Annotated in this window: 9 protein-coding genes; 6 read left to right on the plus strand and 3 right to left on the minus strand. The window is 67.2% G+C overall.

The annotated features are described in order from the left end of the window. Positions 1 to 10 precede the first annotated feature (10 nt). Both OG912_RS16505 and OG912_RS16510 read left to right on the plus strand, forming a co-directional pair. Positions 11 to 1,129 (plus strand): lipid II:glycine glycyltransferase FemX, encoded by a 1,119-nt coding sequence (locus OG912_RS16505; RefSeq protein ID WP_327709989.1) that lies wholly within the window; start codon positions 11 to 13, stop codon positions 1,127 to 1,129. A 132-nt stretch (positions 1,130 to 1,261) separates the two neighbouring features. After that, positions 1,262 to 2,293, plus strand: coding sequence for an alanine racemase (locus tag OG912_RS16510; protein WP_136330867.1), 1,032 nt, complete (start codon positions 1,262 to 1,264; stop codon positions 2,291 to 2,293). Positions 2,294 to 2,313: 20 nt separating this feature from the next. Here the strand turns inward: OG912_RS16510 and OG912_RS16515 are convergent, their stop codons facing one another. After that, complete coding sequence (locus tag OG912_RS16515; protein ID WP_327709990.1) at positions 2,314 to 3,810, minus strand: glycosyltransferase family 87 protein; 1,497 nt, start codon at positions 3,808 to 3,810, stop codon at positions 2,314 to 2,316. Positions 3,811 to 3,938: 128 nt separating this feature from the next. Next, complete coding sequence (locus OG912_RS16520) at positions 3,939 to 6,680, minus strand: transglycosylase domain-containing protein (protein ID WP_327709991.1); 2,742 nt, start codon at positions 6,678 to 6,680, stop codon at positions 3,939 to 3,941. Positions 6,681 to 7,081: 401 nt separating this feature from the next. Between OG912_RS16520 and OG912_RS16525 the strand changes: the two genes are divergently transcribed. From OG912_RS16525 to OG912_RS16535, 3 genes are all read left to right on the plus strand, one after another. Then, positions 7,082 to 7,786, plus strand: coding sequence for a PadR family transcriptional regulator (locus OG912_RS16525; RefSeq protein ID WP_326737426.1), 705 nt, complete (start codon positions 7,082 to 7,084; stop codon positions 7,784 to 7,786). 62 nt (positions 7,787 to 7,848) lie between these two features. Next, on the plus strand, positions 7,849 to 8,931 hold the full coding sequence (locus OG912_RS16530) for an inositol-3-phosphate synthase (RefSeq protein ID WP_326737425.1): 1,083 nt from the start codon (positions 7,849 to 7,851) through the stop codon (positions 8,929 to 8,931). 123 nt (positions 8,932 to 9,054) lie between these two features. Then, positions 9,055 to 10,314 (plus strand): MFS transporter, encoded by a 1,260-nt coding sequence (locus OG912_RS16535; RefSeq protein ID WP_327709992.1) that lies wholly within the window; start codon positions 9,055 to 9,057, stop codon positions 10,312 to 10,314. Between the two features lie 105 nt (positions 10,315 to 10,419). Here OG912_RS16535 and OG912_RS16540 read toward each other — a convergent pair whose 3' ends face one another. Next, positions 10,420 to 11,862, minus strand: coding sequence for a CCA tRNA nucleotidyltransferase (locus OG912_RS16540; protein ID WP_327709993.1), 1,443 nt, complete (start codon positions 11,860 to 11,862; stop codon positions 10,420 to 10,422). Between the two features lie 181 nt (positions 11,863 to 12,043). On the opposite strand from OG912_RS16540, the gene OG912_RS16545 reads away from it, so the two are divergent. Beyond that, a complete protein-coding gene (locus tag OG912_RS16545) occupies positions 12,044 to 14,341 on the plus strand; it encodes a DUF6049 family protein (RefSeq protein WP_327713455.1) in 2,298 nt (765 codons plus the stop codon). Positions 14,342 to 14,351: the final 10 nt, after the last annotated feature.

Genomic DNA, 14,351 nt, shown 5'->3' on the forward strand with positions numbered 1-14,351 from the left:
AGCACCCCGCATGAGCCTGACCCTGAGGACCATCAGCCGAGAGCAGCATCTGGCGTACATCCAGAGTCTGCCCGCGGCCAGTCACATGCAGGTCCCGGCATGGGCGGATGTGAAGGCCGAGTGGCGCTCGGAGAGCCTGGGCTGGTTCGACAAGGGCGGCCAGCTCGTCGGCGCCGGTCTGGTGCTCTACCGACAGCTGCCCAAGATCAAGCGATACCTCGCGTATCTGCCCGAGGGCCCGGTGATCAACTGGTACGCCCCGAATCTGGCCGACTGGCTGCAGCCGATGCTGACGCACCTCAAGCAGCAGGGTGCCTTCTCGGTGAAGATGGGCCCGCCCGTCGTGATCCGCCGCTGGGACGCCACCGCCATCAAGGCCGGCATCCAGGACCCGGACGTGAAGCGCCTGCGCGACGTCGAGGCCACCCACATCGAGCCCCGCGCCTTCGAGGTCGCGGACCGGCTGCGGAAGATGGGCTGGCAGCAGGGCGAGGACGGCGGCGCCGGATTCGGTGACGTACAGCCCCGCTACATCTTCCAGGTGCCGCTGGCCAACCGCTCCCTCGAAGACGTGCACAAGGGCTTCAACCAGCTCTGGCGGCGCAACATCAAGAAGGCCGAGAAGGCCGGTGTCGAGGTCGTCCAGGGCAGCTACGCGGAGCTCGCCGAGTGGCAGCGGCTGTATGAGATCACGGCGGAGCGCGACCACTTCCGGCCGCGTCCGCTCGGCTACTTCCAGCGCATGTGGACGGCCCTCAACAACGAGGACCCCAACCGGATGCGGCTCTATTTCGCCCGTCACGAGGGCGAGAACGTCGCGGCCGCGACCATGCTGATCGTGGGCGGGCACGTCTGGTACTCCTACGGCGCCTCCGCCAACCACAAGCGCGAGGTCCGCCCCTCGAACGCGATGCAGTGGCGGATGCTCCGTGACGCGTACGCGATGGGCGCCACCGTCTACGACCTGCGCGGCATCTCCGACTCACTGGACGAGACCGATCACCTCTTCGGCCTGATCCAGTTCAAGGTGGGCACCGGCGGCCAGGCCGCGGAGTACCTCGGTGAGTGGGACTTCCCGCTCAACAAGCTGCTGCACAAGGCCCTCGACATCTACATGTCACGCCGCTGATCGGTCACTGTTCCACCGCGCAAGGCTGACGAAACCGGCTTTATTCGTTTCAATGGGCTCTTCCGGAAGCTGTTCCGGAGCTCCGCACCCCTCTGACACCACCGCAGCCACCAGAAAGGTTCCGGACCGGCCATGGCGCTCTCCCTGTACGTCGACACCGCGCGCTGGCGGGCGCACCAGAAATCCGTACTCGACCAGTTCCCCGGTCTCGTACCGGTCTGCAAGGGCAACGGGTACGGCTTCGGCCACGAGCGGCTGGCCGACGAGGCGATCCGCTTCGGCTCCGACATTCTCGCGGTCGGCACCACCTACGAAGCGGCCCGCATCAAGGACTGGTTCAGCGGCGATCTGCTGGTTCTCACACCGTTCCGGCGGGGCGAGGAGCCGGTGCCGCTGCCCGACCGGGTCATCCGCTCCGTCTCGTCCGTGGACGGCGTGCACGCCCTGGTGGGCGCCCGGGTCGTCATCGAGTGCATGAGCTCGATGAAGCGCCACGGCGTCAAGGAGGAGGAGCTCGGGCAGCTGCACGCCGCCATCGAGGACGTACGACTCGAGGGTTTCGCCCTGCATCTGCCGCTGGACCGCACGGACGGCTCGGACGCGGTCGAAGAGGTCATCGCCTGGATGGACCGTCTCCGGGCGGCCCGGCTGCCGCTGCACACGATGTTCGTGAGCCATCTGCGTGCCGAGGAGCTGGGACGGCTCCAGCAGCAGTTCCCGCAGACCCGGTTCCGCGCCCGCATCGGTACCAGGCTGTGGCTCGGCGACCACGAGGCGACGGAGTACCGCGGCGCGGTGCTCGACGTCACGCGCGTCGTCAAGGGCGACCGGTTCGGCTACCGGCAGCAGAAGGCCGCCTCCGACGGCTGGCTGGTCGTTGTCGCCGGAGGTACGTCGCACGGTGTGGGCCTGGAGGCCCCGAAGGCCCTGCACGGTGTGATGCCCCGCGCCAAGGGGGTCGCCCGGGCCGGTCTTGCCACCGTCAACCGCAATCTGTCGCCGTTCGTCTGGGCCGGCAAGCAGCGCTGGTTCGCCGAGCCGCCGCACATGCAGGTGTCGATCCTGTTCGTGCCCTCGGACGCCGAGGAGCCGCGGGTGGGCGACGAACTGGTGGCCCATCTGCGTCACACGACCACGCAGTTCGACCGGCTCGTCGACCGCTGAGGCCCCGGGCCGCCGGTCGCTCAGTCGGCGGCCGGTGTGCCCGCCGTGCCCCACTCCACCCGCGGTGCCGCCTCGGTCAGTGCGGCATGGCGCGGCGGGTGCGCGGCCGCGTGACCCAGCACGAAGACGTCCTCGGCCCCGTCGAGCACACCGCCAGACGGGTCGTCCGAACCGTCACGCCGCACCACGTCGCGCTCCGGCATCAGGATGTCCCGTACGACCACGGCGCAGAGGTAGAGCGTGCCCAGCAGGTGCAGGACGATCGCCAGTTGATAGCCCTCCGTCGGCAGCCCCTGGTGCTTGTCCCCGCTCGTCGTGTAGGCGAGGTACATCCAGATCCCCAGGAAGTACATGACCTCGCACGCCTGCCAGATCAGGAAGTCCCGCCAGCGCGGCCTTGCCAGCACGGCGAGGGGGATCAGCCACAGCACGTACTGCGGTGAATAGACCTTGTTGACGAGGATGAACACCGCGACGACGAGGAAGGCGAGCTGGGCGAAGCGCGGCCTGCGGGGCGCCATCAGCGTCAGCGCCCCGATCGCGGCACACAGGCCGATCGTCGCCAGCGTGGAGACGGTGTTGACCGTGGAGACCTCGATGGATTCGCCGGTGCGCTGGGTGATGACCAGCCAGAAGGAGCCGAAGTCGATCGAGCGTTCCTGGCTGAAGGTGTAGAACTTCTTCCAGCCCTCGGGCGCGAACACCATCACCGGCAGGTTGACCACCAGCCAGGAGCCGGCGGCGCCGAGCGTGGCCACCGAGAACGCCCGCCATTTCCCCGCCCGCCAGCACAGCACGAAGACCGGGCCCAGCAGGAACACGGGATAGAGCTTGGCAGCCGTGGCCAGCCCGATCAGGATGCCGAAAGCGAGGGGGCGGCTCCGGGACCACATGAGCATCGCCGCGGCTGTCAGGGCGACCGCCAGCAGGTCCCAGTTGATGGTGGCCGTGAGGGCGAACGCGGGCGCCAGTGCCACCAGCAGACCGTCCCAGGGTCGGCGCCGGTGCGTGCGGGCGACACACACGGCCATGACGGCGGTGCAGATCATCAGCATGCCCGCGTTGACGAGCCAGTAGGCCTGTTCCTGCTCCTGGATGGAGCCGCCCGGGGTGAACCATGCGGCGATCTGCATGAACACACCGGTGAGAACCGGGTACTCCAGGAACTGCATGTCGCCGGGCAGCCGGTCGAAGTACGGCACCAGGCCCTCGGCGAAACCACGTCCTGCGAACAGATGCGGGATGTCGGAGTAGCAGGCGTGGGTGTACTGGGAGCCGGCGCCTCTGAACCACGCCCAGTTGTAGCAGGGCAGCTTCTGCACCATGCCGAGCGCGAACATTCCGATCGCCACCAGCGCGACGGCGCCCACGGGCGTGAGGGCGGTGCTGCCCAGCCGCGCCCAGCGGCCCGACCTCCCGCCGATCAGCTCGCTGCCGGCCGCGGCGACCTCGTCCTGGTGCGTGGGCCGTACGACAGACGGTTCCTGGTGCACGCTCGTTTCCTCTGCGCTTGGCATGCCGCACATCCTGCCGTACCGACGTGTGGAAACGATGAGGGCCGCCGCACCCTGTGGTGCCGCGGCCCTCGTCACACTGCGCGGCTCATCTCGGCCCGCCCTGGCGGACGCGGGGATGAGCCGCCTGGCTAGCCGACCTGGCCGCCCCAGGGGTTGCCGTTCCCGTTCCCGTTGCCACCTGTGTCGGGTGAGGGGCTGGCGCCTCCCGTGCTCTCACCCTCCGTGGTTCCGGTAGTGGTCCCGGCGTCCGTGCCGCTCGTACTTCCGTCGGTCGTCCCGCTGTCGGTGCCTCCGTCGGTCCAGCCGGTGGAATTGCCGCCGTTGTTGTTCTGGCAGGTCACGTCCCACGTACTGCACGTGTCGGTCGGGTCGGGCGTCGGAACCTCAGGCGTGGTCGGGGACGGGGTGACCGTCGCCGTCTCGGAAGGCGTGGGGGTAGGCGTCGGGGTCGGGGTCGGGGTCGGCTCGGGGCTCTTCGCGCCGCCGCCGTAGACCGTGTCACCGATCGGCTCGGGCTTCGGGAAGGAGACCTTCGGCTGGCCCTCCATCGCCTCGGCCATGTAGTCGTGCCAGATCTTGGCCGGGAACGAGGCTCCGTGGATCTTCTCCTCGCCACCCGTGCCGTACATCTTCTCGAAGGCACGTTCCTTGTGGCTGTCGTCGTCGTCCATCCGGTACATGCTGATCGCGGTCGACAGCTGAGGGGTGTAACCCACGAACCAGGCGGACTTGTTGAAGTCCGTCGTACCCGTCTTACCCGCGACGTCCCGTCCGGGAAGCCTGGCCGGCGTACCGGTTCCCTTCTCGACGACGTTCTTGAGGACGTCCGTCACGTTGTCGGCGATGACGTTGGAGAAGGCGCTCTTGGAAACCACCTTGTGCTGGTAGACGATCTCGCCGCGCTTCTTCACCTCGGTCACCGAGAAGGGCTCACGCTGCTGGCCACTGGCCGCGAACGTGGCGTACGCGCCCGCCATGTCGGTCGTGCTGGGTGCGGAGGTGCCGATGGAGAACGACGGGACGTTCGCGTTGGCCATGTACCGGTTGTCCTTCAGGCCGGCCGCCATGGCCACTGCCTTCACCTTGTCCGTACCGACGTCCATGCCCAGCTGCACGTAGGGCGAGTTGGCCGACACCCGCATCGCCTCACGAAGCGTGATGTTGCCCTCCGACTTGTGGCCGTCGTTGGTCTGCAGCCACTCCTTGCCCTTCTCGTCGGTCCAGATCTCGCCGTTGTACTTCTTGATCTTCAGCTTGTCGTCGCCGTTGTAGATGCTCTTGGGCGAAACCTTCGTACGTTCCGACTCGCCCTGTTCCGAGCCCCCGAAAGGATCCCGCTTGCCGTACTCCATCGCGGCAGCCAGCACGAACGGCTTGAAGGTGGAGCCGACCGCGGCACCGGTGGGGTCGGCGTTGCTGATGTAGTGCTTCGTCGCGTCCTCACCGCCGTAGATCGCCTCGACGGCGCCGGTCTTCGGATTGACCGACGTGCCGCCGAACTGGACGTGCGTGTCCGTCTTCGGGCGCTTCTTCGGGTCGATCTTCGTGTCGTAGACCTTCTTGACGGCCTTGCTGAGCTGGTTGACCTTGTTCTCGTCGAAGGTCGTGTGGATCTCGTAGCCGCCCTGGTTGAGCCGCTCGCGGGTGATGGTCTTGTCGTGCTCGACGATGTAGGTGTTGGCCGTGTTGACGAGATAGCCGATCTGGCCGCCCAGCTGGGCGTTCTTCTTCGGCTTGTCGGGCATCGGGAACTTCGTGTACTTGGCCCGTTCCTCCGCCGACATCCGGCCGTCCTTCACCTCCTCGTCGAGGATCCAGCTCCAGCGCTTCTCGGCCCGGTCCCTGTTCTTCTGCGGGGTCGCCTGCACGGAGTCGATCTCGCGGGCACCCGCGGGGTCGTAGTAGCTGGCGCCCTTGAGCAGGGTGGCCAGGAAGGCGCACTGGCTCGGGTTCAGGTCCTTGGCGTCCTTGCCGTAGTACGTACGCGCAGCCGCCTGGATACCCGAGGCACCTCGTCCGTAGTACGAGACGTTGAGGTACCCGGCCATGATTTCTTTCTTGTCCATCTCGCTGCCGACCTTCAGCGTGATGAAGAGTTCCTGGAACTTGCGGCTCAGGCTCTGTTCCTGCGACAGCTGCGCGTTCTTCACGTACTGCTGGGTGATCGTCGATCCGCCCTGGGTCTGGCCGCCCTTGGCCATGTTGAACACGGCCCGGGCGATGCCCATCGGGTCGATGCCGTGGTCGGTGTCGAACGTCTTGTTCTCGGCGGAGATGACGGCGTTGCGCATCGCTTCCGGGATCTGGGCATAGTCGATGATCTGGCGGTTGACGTCACCGCCGGTGGACACCATCTGCGAGCCGTCTTTCCAGAAGTAGACGTTGCTCTCCGCCTTCGCGGCCGCCTGGACCTGGGGCTTGGCGACCATCGCGTACGCGAGACCGGCGAGCCCCATCAGGAGGCCGAGGAAGCCGATACAGAGGCCGGAGACCAGCTTCCACGACGGCATCCAGCGCCGCAGGCCCTGCTTGCCGGTGCGTGGGTAGTCGATGAAGCGCTTCTTGGCCGGGCGCTGGCTGCCGCGCCCACGGCCCCGGCCGGGGCCCTCCTGACCGCCGTCCCCGCCTCCGCGGCGCCGGCCACCGCCACCGTCGGAACCACCGCGGCCACCGCCGCCCCGCTGGGCGGCCCGTCTGGCAGCGGCACGACCGCCGTACGGGGTCTCGTCCCCATGCGAGCCGGAAGGTGATTCAGAAGTTACTCCGCGTGACGGTGCTGCTCGGCGTCCAGGGGACTGCTGGGCGGCTCGTCTGGCCGCGGCACGCCCGCCACCTTGCGGTTGCGGCATCTTGCGACGGTGCTCGCTCATCGAACGACTACTCCTCGGGCAGGCGAGAGCGCCTGGAAGCGGCAGTTGAGATCCGGTCCCCCGAATTACGGACCAGCCCTGCGACAGGCTCATCCGCAGTGCATCCGGTTAGTCCGCGAAGACTGACGCACTCGGACGTCACACGGTTCCCGGTGGTCTGCATGCCGCACAGACTACGCACGGTCAAAACCCCCCTGGGGCCGAACTTCACCCCAAAATACGCAAGTCGGTTGCTACGAATTAGCGATGTGACGCCGCTCACTAAGGTCCCCCTTGTCGCAGCCCGGAGTCCGATCTATCGTGCTGATGTATCGACTCGATACATCAGCTCGGTACATCGGTTCGGTACATCGGTTCGGCACAGGGCCACGCGAGAGCACTCGGAGAAGGAGGAGGCGAGGTTGAGCAGACGCTCAGGCATCCTCGAATTCGCCGTCCTCGGACTGCTCCGCGAGTCCCCGATGCACGGCTACGAGCTGCGCAAGCGCCTCAACACCTCGTTGGGGATCTTCCGTGCCTTCAGCTACGGAACCCTCTACCCCTGCCTCAAGACGCTGGTCGCCAACGGCTGGTTGATCGAGGAGCCGGGGAATGTTCCGCCAGACCTTCCGCCCGGCGCCGGCCGCGCGGTCGCACCCGCTTCTTCACTGGCAGGGCGCCGCGCCAAGATCGTCTACCGGCTGACGGCAGAAGGTAAGGAGCACTTCGAGGAACTGCTCTCGCACACCGGCCCCGACTCCTGGGAGGACGAGCACTTCGCTGCTCGTTTCGCCTTCTTCGGGCAGACGGAGCACGACGTGCGAATGCGGGTGCTGGAAGGCCGTCGCAGCCGGCTGGAGGAGCGTCTCGAGAAAATGAGCGCCTCTCTGGCCCGCACCCGCGAGCGCCTCGACGACTACACACTTGAGCTTCAGCGACACGGCATGGAGTCCGTGGAGCGCGAAGTGCGCTGGCTGAACGAGCTCATCGAGAGCGAGCGGTCGGGACGGGATCATCGACGATCCTCGCCCGAGGGCTCAGCTCAGCAGGACACCGCAGGAGAGCCGGACGGCCTGCCCCGGCGGGGTAACAACCCGCCGGATCCGTCCGGCGACACCGCCAAGTGAGTTCCCCGCAGATCCGCGGGGGCCTCATCAGGAACATCCATTACACACAGGGAGCAACCGGAATGGGTTCGGTTCGCGTAGCCATCGTCGGCGTGGGCAACTGCGCCGCCTCGCTGGTCCAGGGCGTCGAGTACTACAAGGACGCCGATCCGGCCGGCAAGGTGCCCGGCCTGATGCACGTCCAGTTCGGCGAGTACCACGTGCGGGACGTCGAGTTCGTCGCCGCCTTCGACGTCGACGCGAAGAAGGTCGGCCTCGACCTCTCGGACGCCATCGGCGCCAGCGAGAACAACACCATCAAGCTCTGCGACGTGCCGAACGCCGGCGTCACCGTCCAGCGCGGCCACACCCACGACGGCCTGGGCAAGTACTACCGCGAGACCATCGAGGAGTCGACCGAGGCGCCGGTCGACATCGTCCAGATCCTCAAGGACCGCAAGGTCGACGTGCTCGTCTGCTACCTGCCCGTCGGTTCCGAGGTCGCTGCGAAGTTCTACGCGCAGTGCGCCATCGACGCCAAGGTCGCGTTCGTCAACGCTCTCCCGGTCTTCATCGCCGGTACCAAGGAGTGGGCGGACAAGTTCACCGAGGCCGGTGTCCCGATCGTCGGCGACGACATCAAGTCGCAGGTCGGCGCCACCATCACGCACCGCGTGATGGCGAAGCTGTTCGAGGACCGGGGCGTCGTCCTGGACCGCACGATGCAGCTGAACGTCGGCGGCAACATGGACTTCAAGAACATGCTCGAGCGTGAGCGCCTGGAGTCCAAGAAGATCTCCAAGACGCAGGCTGTCACCTCGCAGATCATCGACCGCGACCTCGGTGCGGACAACGTCCACATCGGCCCGTCGGACTACGTGGCCTGGCTGGACGACCGCAAGTGGGCGTACGTGCGCCTTGAGGGCCGCGCCTTCGGTGACGTTCCGCTGAACCTGGAGTACAAGCTCGAGGTCTGGGACTCCCCGAACTCGGCCGGTGTCATCATCGACGCCGTCCGTGCTGCGAAGATCGCCAAGGACCGCGGCATCGGCGGCCCGATCCTCTCCGCGTCCTCGTACTTCATGAAGTCCCCGCCGGTCCAGTACTTCGACGACGAGGCGCGCGACAACGTCGAGAAGTTCATCCGCGGCGAGGTCTCCAACTGACCCACCGGAAACGGTGCGTCGGCGCGGCGTGGTGAAGAGCGGTAACGCTCTTTGACTGCCGCACCGTTGAGGGTCCCCGGGCAATCCGCCCGGGGACCCTCAACGTATGTGACCCTTGCTTCCATGCCCGTCGTGCGTGACCTGCGCGTACTCCTGCGCCTTCGGAACTTCCGCCGTCTGCTGGCCGTGCGGATCCTGTCCCAGTCGGCCGACGGCGTCTATCAGGTAGCTCTCGCGGCGCATGTCGTCTTCTCCCCGGAGAAGCAGGCGTCCGCCGGTGCCATCGCCTCCGCGATGGCGGTACTCCTGCTGCCTTACTCACTCATCGGCCCGTTCGCCGGTGTGCTGCTGGACCGCTGGCCGCGCCGACAGGTCTTCCTCTACGGCAATCTGCTGCGCGCCGCGCTCGCCTGCTGCACCGCGCTTCTGATCCTTGGCTCCGCCCCCGACTGGCTCTTCTACGCTTCGGCGCTCTGCGTCACGGCAGTCAACCGCTTCGTCCTGGCCGGCCTCTCCGCCGCGCTGCCACGTGTCGTCGACCGGGATCTGCTGGTACTGGCCAACTCGCTGTCCCCGACCGCGGGCACCCTGGCCGCCACCGCCGGCGGCGGTCTCGCCTTCGCCGTACGCCTCCTGCTCGCCGACTCCGATGCCGCGGTGGTACTCCTGGGTGCAGGGCTCTACCTGGCATCGGCACTGGCATCCCTGAGCCTTGCTTCGGGCCTCCTGGGACCGGACAGGAGTGGAAGCCACCTCCACCTGCGGACGGCTCTGGCCACCACCGCACGCGGACTCGGCCATGGACTGCGCCATCTCACGGAGCGGCGAAACGCCGCCCGGGCGCTGGCCGCCATGACGGTGCTCCGTTTCTGTTACGGGGCACTGACGGTCATGGTCCTGATGCTGTGCCGGTACGCCTGGGCCGACAACGACTCCGACGGGCTGGCATTGCTGGGCCTGGCCGTCGGGGTGTCCGGTGCGGGGTTCTTCGCGGCAGCCGTGCTGACGCCCTGGGCCGCGGGACGACTGGGCAGATTTCGCTGGATGATGGTGTGCGCTGCGGCGGCCGCCGTCCTGGAGCCGGCACTTGGCCTCTGGTTCAGGCCCGTACCGATGCTCGTCGCGGCGTTCGTACTGGGACTGGTCACCCAGGGAGCGAAGATCGCGACGGACACCGTGGTGCAGACAGCCGTGGACGACTCGTTCCGCGGCAGAGTCTTTGCGCTCTATGACGTGTTGTTCAACGTGGCCTTCGTAGGCGCTGCCGGGGCCTCCGCACTACTCCTGCCCGCTGATGGGAGATCGGCAACGGTGGTGATCGGAGTGGCCGTGCTCTACGCCCTGGTGGCCGCGATGCTGCTCCGGTGGAGCAGGACCGAATGACAACGCCGTTTCACGTGAAACAGTGCCGTCGACACAACCGCCGCAGGGCATGTTTCACGTGAAACATGCCCTGCAACTGCCCGGCCGAAGTAGACCTTCACGGCCTCAGTTCTGCGCCGCCCACCACTTCTTGAGCTCGGCCACGGCCGCGTCATGGTCCATCGGCCCATGCTCCAGACGCAGTTCAAGCAGGAACGCATACGCCTTGCCGATGACCGGCCCCGGTCCGACGCTCAGGATCTCCATGATCTCGTTCCCGTCCAGGTCCGGCCGGATCGAGTCCAGTTCCTCCTGGCCCTGGAGCTGCGCGATGCGCTCCTCCAGTGCGTCGTAGGTCCGCGAGAGGGCACTGGCCTTGCGCTTGTTCCGCGTGGTGCAGTCCGAGCGGGTCAGCTTGTGGAGCCGATCCAGCAGAGGTCCCGCATCGCGCACGTAGCGACGGACCGCCGAGTCGGTCCACTCCCCGTCGCCGTATCCATGGAAGCGCAGATGCAGTTCCACCAGCTTCGCGACGTCCTTGACCATGTCGTTGGAGTACTTGAGTTCGGTCATTCGCTTCTTGACCATCTTGGCGCCCACCACCTCGTGGTGATGGAACGAGACCCGCCCGTCCTTCTCGAAGCGGCGGGTCCTCGGCTTACCGATGTCATGGAGAAGGGCAGCAAGGCGCAGGACGAGGTCCGGGCCGTCCTCCTCCAGATCGATCGCCTGCTCCAGGACGGTCAGGGAGTGCTCGTACACGTCCTTGTGACGGTGATGCTCGTCACTTTCCAGCCGGAGCGCGGGAAGCTCGGGAAGGACCTGCTCGGCCAGTCCCGTGTCGACCAGGAGTGCCAGCCCCTTACGAGGATGCGTAGAGAGCAGGAGTTTATTCAGCTCCTCCCTCACCCTCTCGGCGGAGACGATCTCGATCCGGCCCGCCATCTCCGTCATCGCGGCGACAACGTCCGAAGCAACCTCGAAGTCCAGCTGCGCGGCAAAACGCGCGGCACGCAACATGCGCAGGGGGTCGTCGGAGAAGGAGTCCTCAGGCGTTCCCGGGGTACGCAGCACCCGATCCGCCAGGTCCGCGAGGCCGCCGTGCGGATCGACGAACTCCTTCTGCGGCAGCGCGACCGCCATCGCGTTGACCGTGAAATCACGGCGGACGAGGTCTTCCTCGATGGAGTCACCATAGGAAACCTCGGGCTTCCGCGAGGTCCTGTCGTACGCCTCGGACCGGTATGTGGTGACTTCGATCTGGTAACCGTCCTTCTGGGCACCCACAGTGCCGAAGGCGATCCCGACCTCCCACACCGAGTCCGCCCAGGGCCTGACGATCTTCAGTACGTCCTCGGGCCGCGCGTCGGTCGTGAAGTCCAGGTCATTCCCCAGCCTGCCGAGGAGCGCGTCCCGGACCGAGCCGCCGACCAGGGCGAGACTGAATCCGGCATCCTGGAATCGGCGGGCGAGATCGTCGGCGACCGGGGACACCCGCAGCAGTTCGCTGACTGCGCGGAGCTGCACCTGGGTCAGGGCGCTGGGGTTGTCTTCATTGGCGTTCGGCACAACAGAAAAGGGTACGTGCCCGGACCGGCCCAGGCGTCATCGTTTCCGCTCGCTCTGTGAGACTCTCCCGATCATGTGACGCACTCCCCGGCACTTGGCCACCGCGCAGATCGTTACCATGCGGGGGCGCAGCAACGGACAACGAGTGACAGCAGCTGACGACGACGAGGGACGGATACGCGTGGCCGAGGCGGCAGACATTCAGGGGATGAGTCCCTCTCCTGCCCGCCGGTGGCTGCGGCGCACCGCCGCAGCGCTCACCGGGGCTCCGCTCGTCGCCGCCCTGCTGGCCGGGTTGGCCGCCCCGCAGGCGCAGGCCGGCCCGGCGAGCAAGGCTCCGACGGGATCCAGCACCGTCTCGGTGTCCCTGGACACCGTGACGCCGAGCGCCCCAGTGAAGGGGGACACGCTCACCGTCTCCGGCACCCTGACCAACAAGGGCAAGGAAGCCGTCACCGACGCGCAGGTCGATCTGCGAGTGGGTCCGCGGCTCTACAGCAGGACCGCGATCGACACGGCCGCTCAGCGCACGGGGTATGTCCCGGGGACGGATCCGTATCCCCTCGGGGGCAAGTACACGGTCAAGATCGCCAAGCTCGCTTCGGGTATCAGCCAGGACTTCACCCTGTCCGTGCCGGTCAGCAAGCTGGACCTCGGCGACGACGGGGTCTACCAACTGGGCGTCTCGCTGTCGGGCCAGACGTCTCGTGCTCAGTACGACCACGTACTCGGCATCAAGCGGACGTTTCTGCCCTGGCAGAACAAGGACAGTGACTCCAAGACCGGGATCAGCTACCTCTGGCCGCTGATCGCGTCGGCGCATCTCACTGCGGAGACCGGCTCCGACGAGGAGCAGACCCCGGTGTTCGCCGATGACGGCCTGGCCGCCGAGATCGCCCCCGGCGGCCGGCTGGAGCGGATGGTGTCGCTCGGCAGCCAGCTGCCCGTGACCTGGGTCGTCGACCCGGATCTGCTCACCAGTGTCGACGCCATGACCAAGAGCTATCGCATCAAGTCGGGTGACACCACGGTCGCCGGCACGAACCAGGCCGTGGCCAAGAAGTGGCTCAGCTCGCTGGAAGCGGCCGTGGCCGACGGCAAGGTCGTCGCGCTGCCCTTCGGGGACCCTGACCTGGCGTCCATCGCACACCGCGGCAAAAACGTGTCGGGCACGCTCAGCCATCTCCAGACGGCCAGCGAGGTCGCCGGGGTGACCGTGGAGACCATTCTCCACCTGAAGCCCTCGACCGACTTCGCCTGGCCCGTCGACGGTGCGATCGACCCGTCCATCGTGGATGTCGCCACCTCGGCCGGCGCCCACAACGTGATCGCCCGCAGTGACAGCCTCCAGGAGACCGCCGGCCTCGCGTACACGCCGACCGCTGCGCGGCCCATCGGCGGCGGCACCACCGCGGTGGTCTCCGACGCCCGGCTCTCCACGGCCTTCCAGGGCGACATGGCTGAGGCGGGGGACTCCACGCTGGCCGTGCAGAAGTTCCTGGCCCTCACGCTCGCCCTGTCCGAGCAGGACACGGACAAGGACCGAAGCGTCGTCGTGGCGCCCCAGCGGATGCCGACCATCGCCCAGGCCCAGTCGATGGCCCGCGCGCTCCACACCCTCGACGACGGGCGCTGGACGCAGTCCCAGACCCTGATGCAGGCCACGGCGGCGAAGCCCGACGCGGAGGCGACCACCACGGTCCCCCGGACATCCAAGTACCCGAAGAAGCTGCGCAGCCAGGAGCTGCCCACCCAGGCCTTCCAGGACATCAAGTCCACCCAGGCCTCCCTCGACAACTTCCGGGTCATCCTCACCCAGCCCGAGCGGGTGGTGACCCCCTTCGGCAACGCGATCAACCGCTCCATGTCGACGTCGTGGCGGGGCAAGCCCCTGGAGGCCCAGCAGTACCGGGACTCGGTGCGCACCTACCTCCAGGGCCTCACCAACGAGGTCCAGCTCATCTCGAAGTCGGATGTCACCCTGTCCGGCCGCAGCGCCACCATTCCCGTGACGGTGCAGAACAGACTGCTCCAGGACGTCGAGCACCTGGTACTCCGCCTGAAGTCGGAGAACGCGACGCGTCTTGAGCTGAACGACGGCGGCGCAGTGGCGGAGCAGCCGATTCTGATCGGCGCCGGCCACAGCCAGTCCGTGAAATTCGACGCAGCGGCCAACATCAACGGTCAGGTCCAGATGACCGCGCAGCTCTACACGGAGGACGGCAGGCCGTACGGCGAGGAGATGGCGTTCACCGTAAAGGTGTCCGAGCTCACCCCGACCGTGCTGCTCGTGATCGCCGGGGGGCTCCTGCTCCTCGTTCTCGCCGGCATCCGGATGTATGCACATCGCAAGCGCGCCAACGCGGGCGGCGCGGCGGGCGACGACGGCAGTGAACCCGAGCAGCCGAGTGACCCGACGCCGGACACCGGTCCCGAAAGCACGAAGCCGCCGGGCACGGGTGAGAAAGTGGACCGTTGAGCGATGTCTG

This window comes from Streptomyces sp. NBC_00464, from assembly GCF_036013915.1.
Classification (GTDB): domain Bacteria; phylum Actinomycetota; class Actinomycetes; order Streptomycetales; family Streptomycetaceae; genus Streptomyces.

What these genes read in the sequence shown, in the direction of transcription:
- OG912_RS16505 (WP_327709989.1), top strand. Translation starts at nt 11, where the DNA reads ATGAGCCTGACCCTGAGGACCATCAGCCGAGAGCAGCATCTGGCGTAC.
- OG912_RS16510 (WP_136330867.1), top strand. Translation starts at nt 1,262, where the DNA reads ATGGCGCTCTCCCTGTACGTCGACACCGCGCGCTGGCGGGCGCACCAG.
- OG912_RS16515 (WP_327709990.1), bottom strand. Translation starts at nt 3,810, where the DNA reads ATGCCAAGCGCAGAGGAAACGAGCGTGCACCAGGAACCGTCTGTCGTA.
- OG912_RS16520 (WP_327709991.1), bottom strand. Translation starts at nt 6,680, where the DNA reads ATGAGCGAGCACCGTCGCAAGATGCCGCAACCGCAAGGTGGCGGGCGT.
- OG912_RS16530 (WP_326737425.1), top strand. Translation starts at nt 7,849, where the DNA reads ATGGGTTCGGTTCGCGTAGCCATCGTCGGCGTGGGCAACTGCGCCGCC.
- OG912_RS16535 (WP_327709992.1), top strand. Translation starts at nt 9,055, where the DNA reads ATGCCCGTCGTGCGTGACCTGCGCGTACTCCTGCGCCTTCGGAACTTC.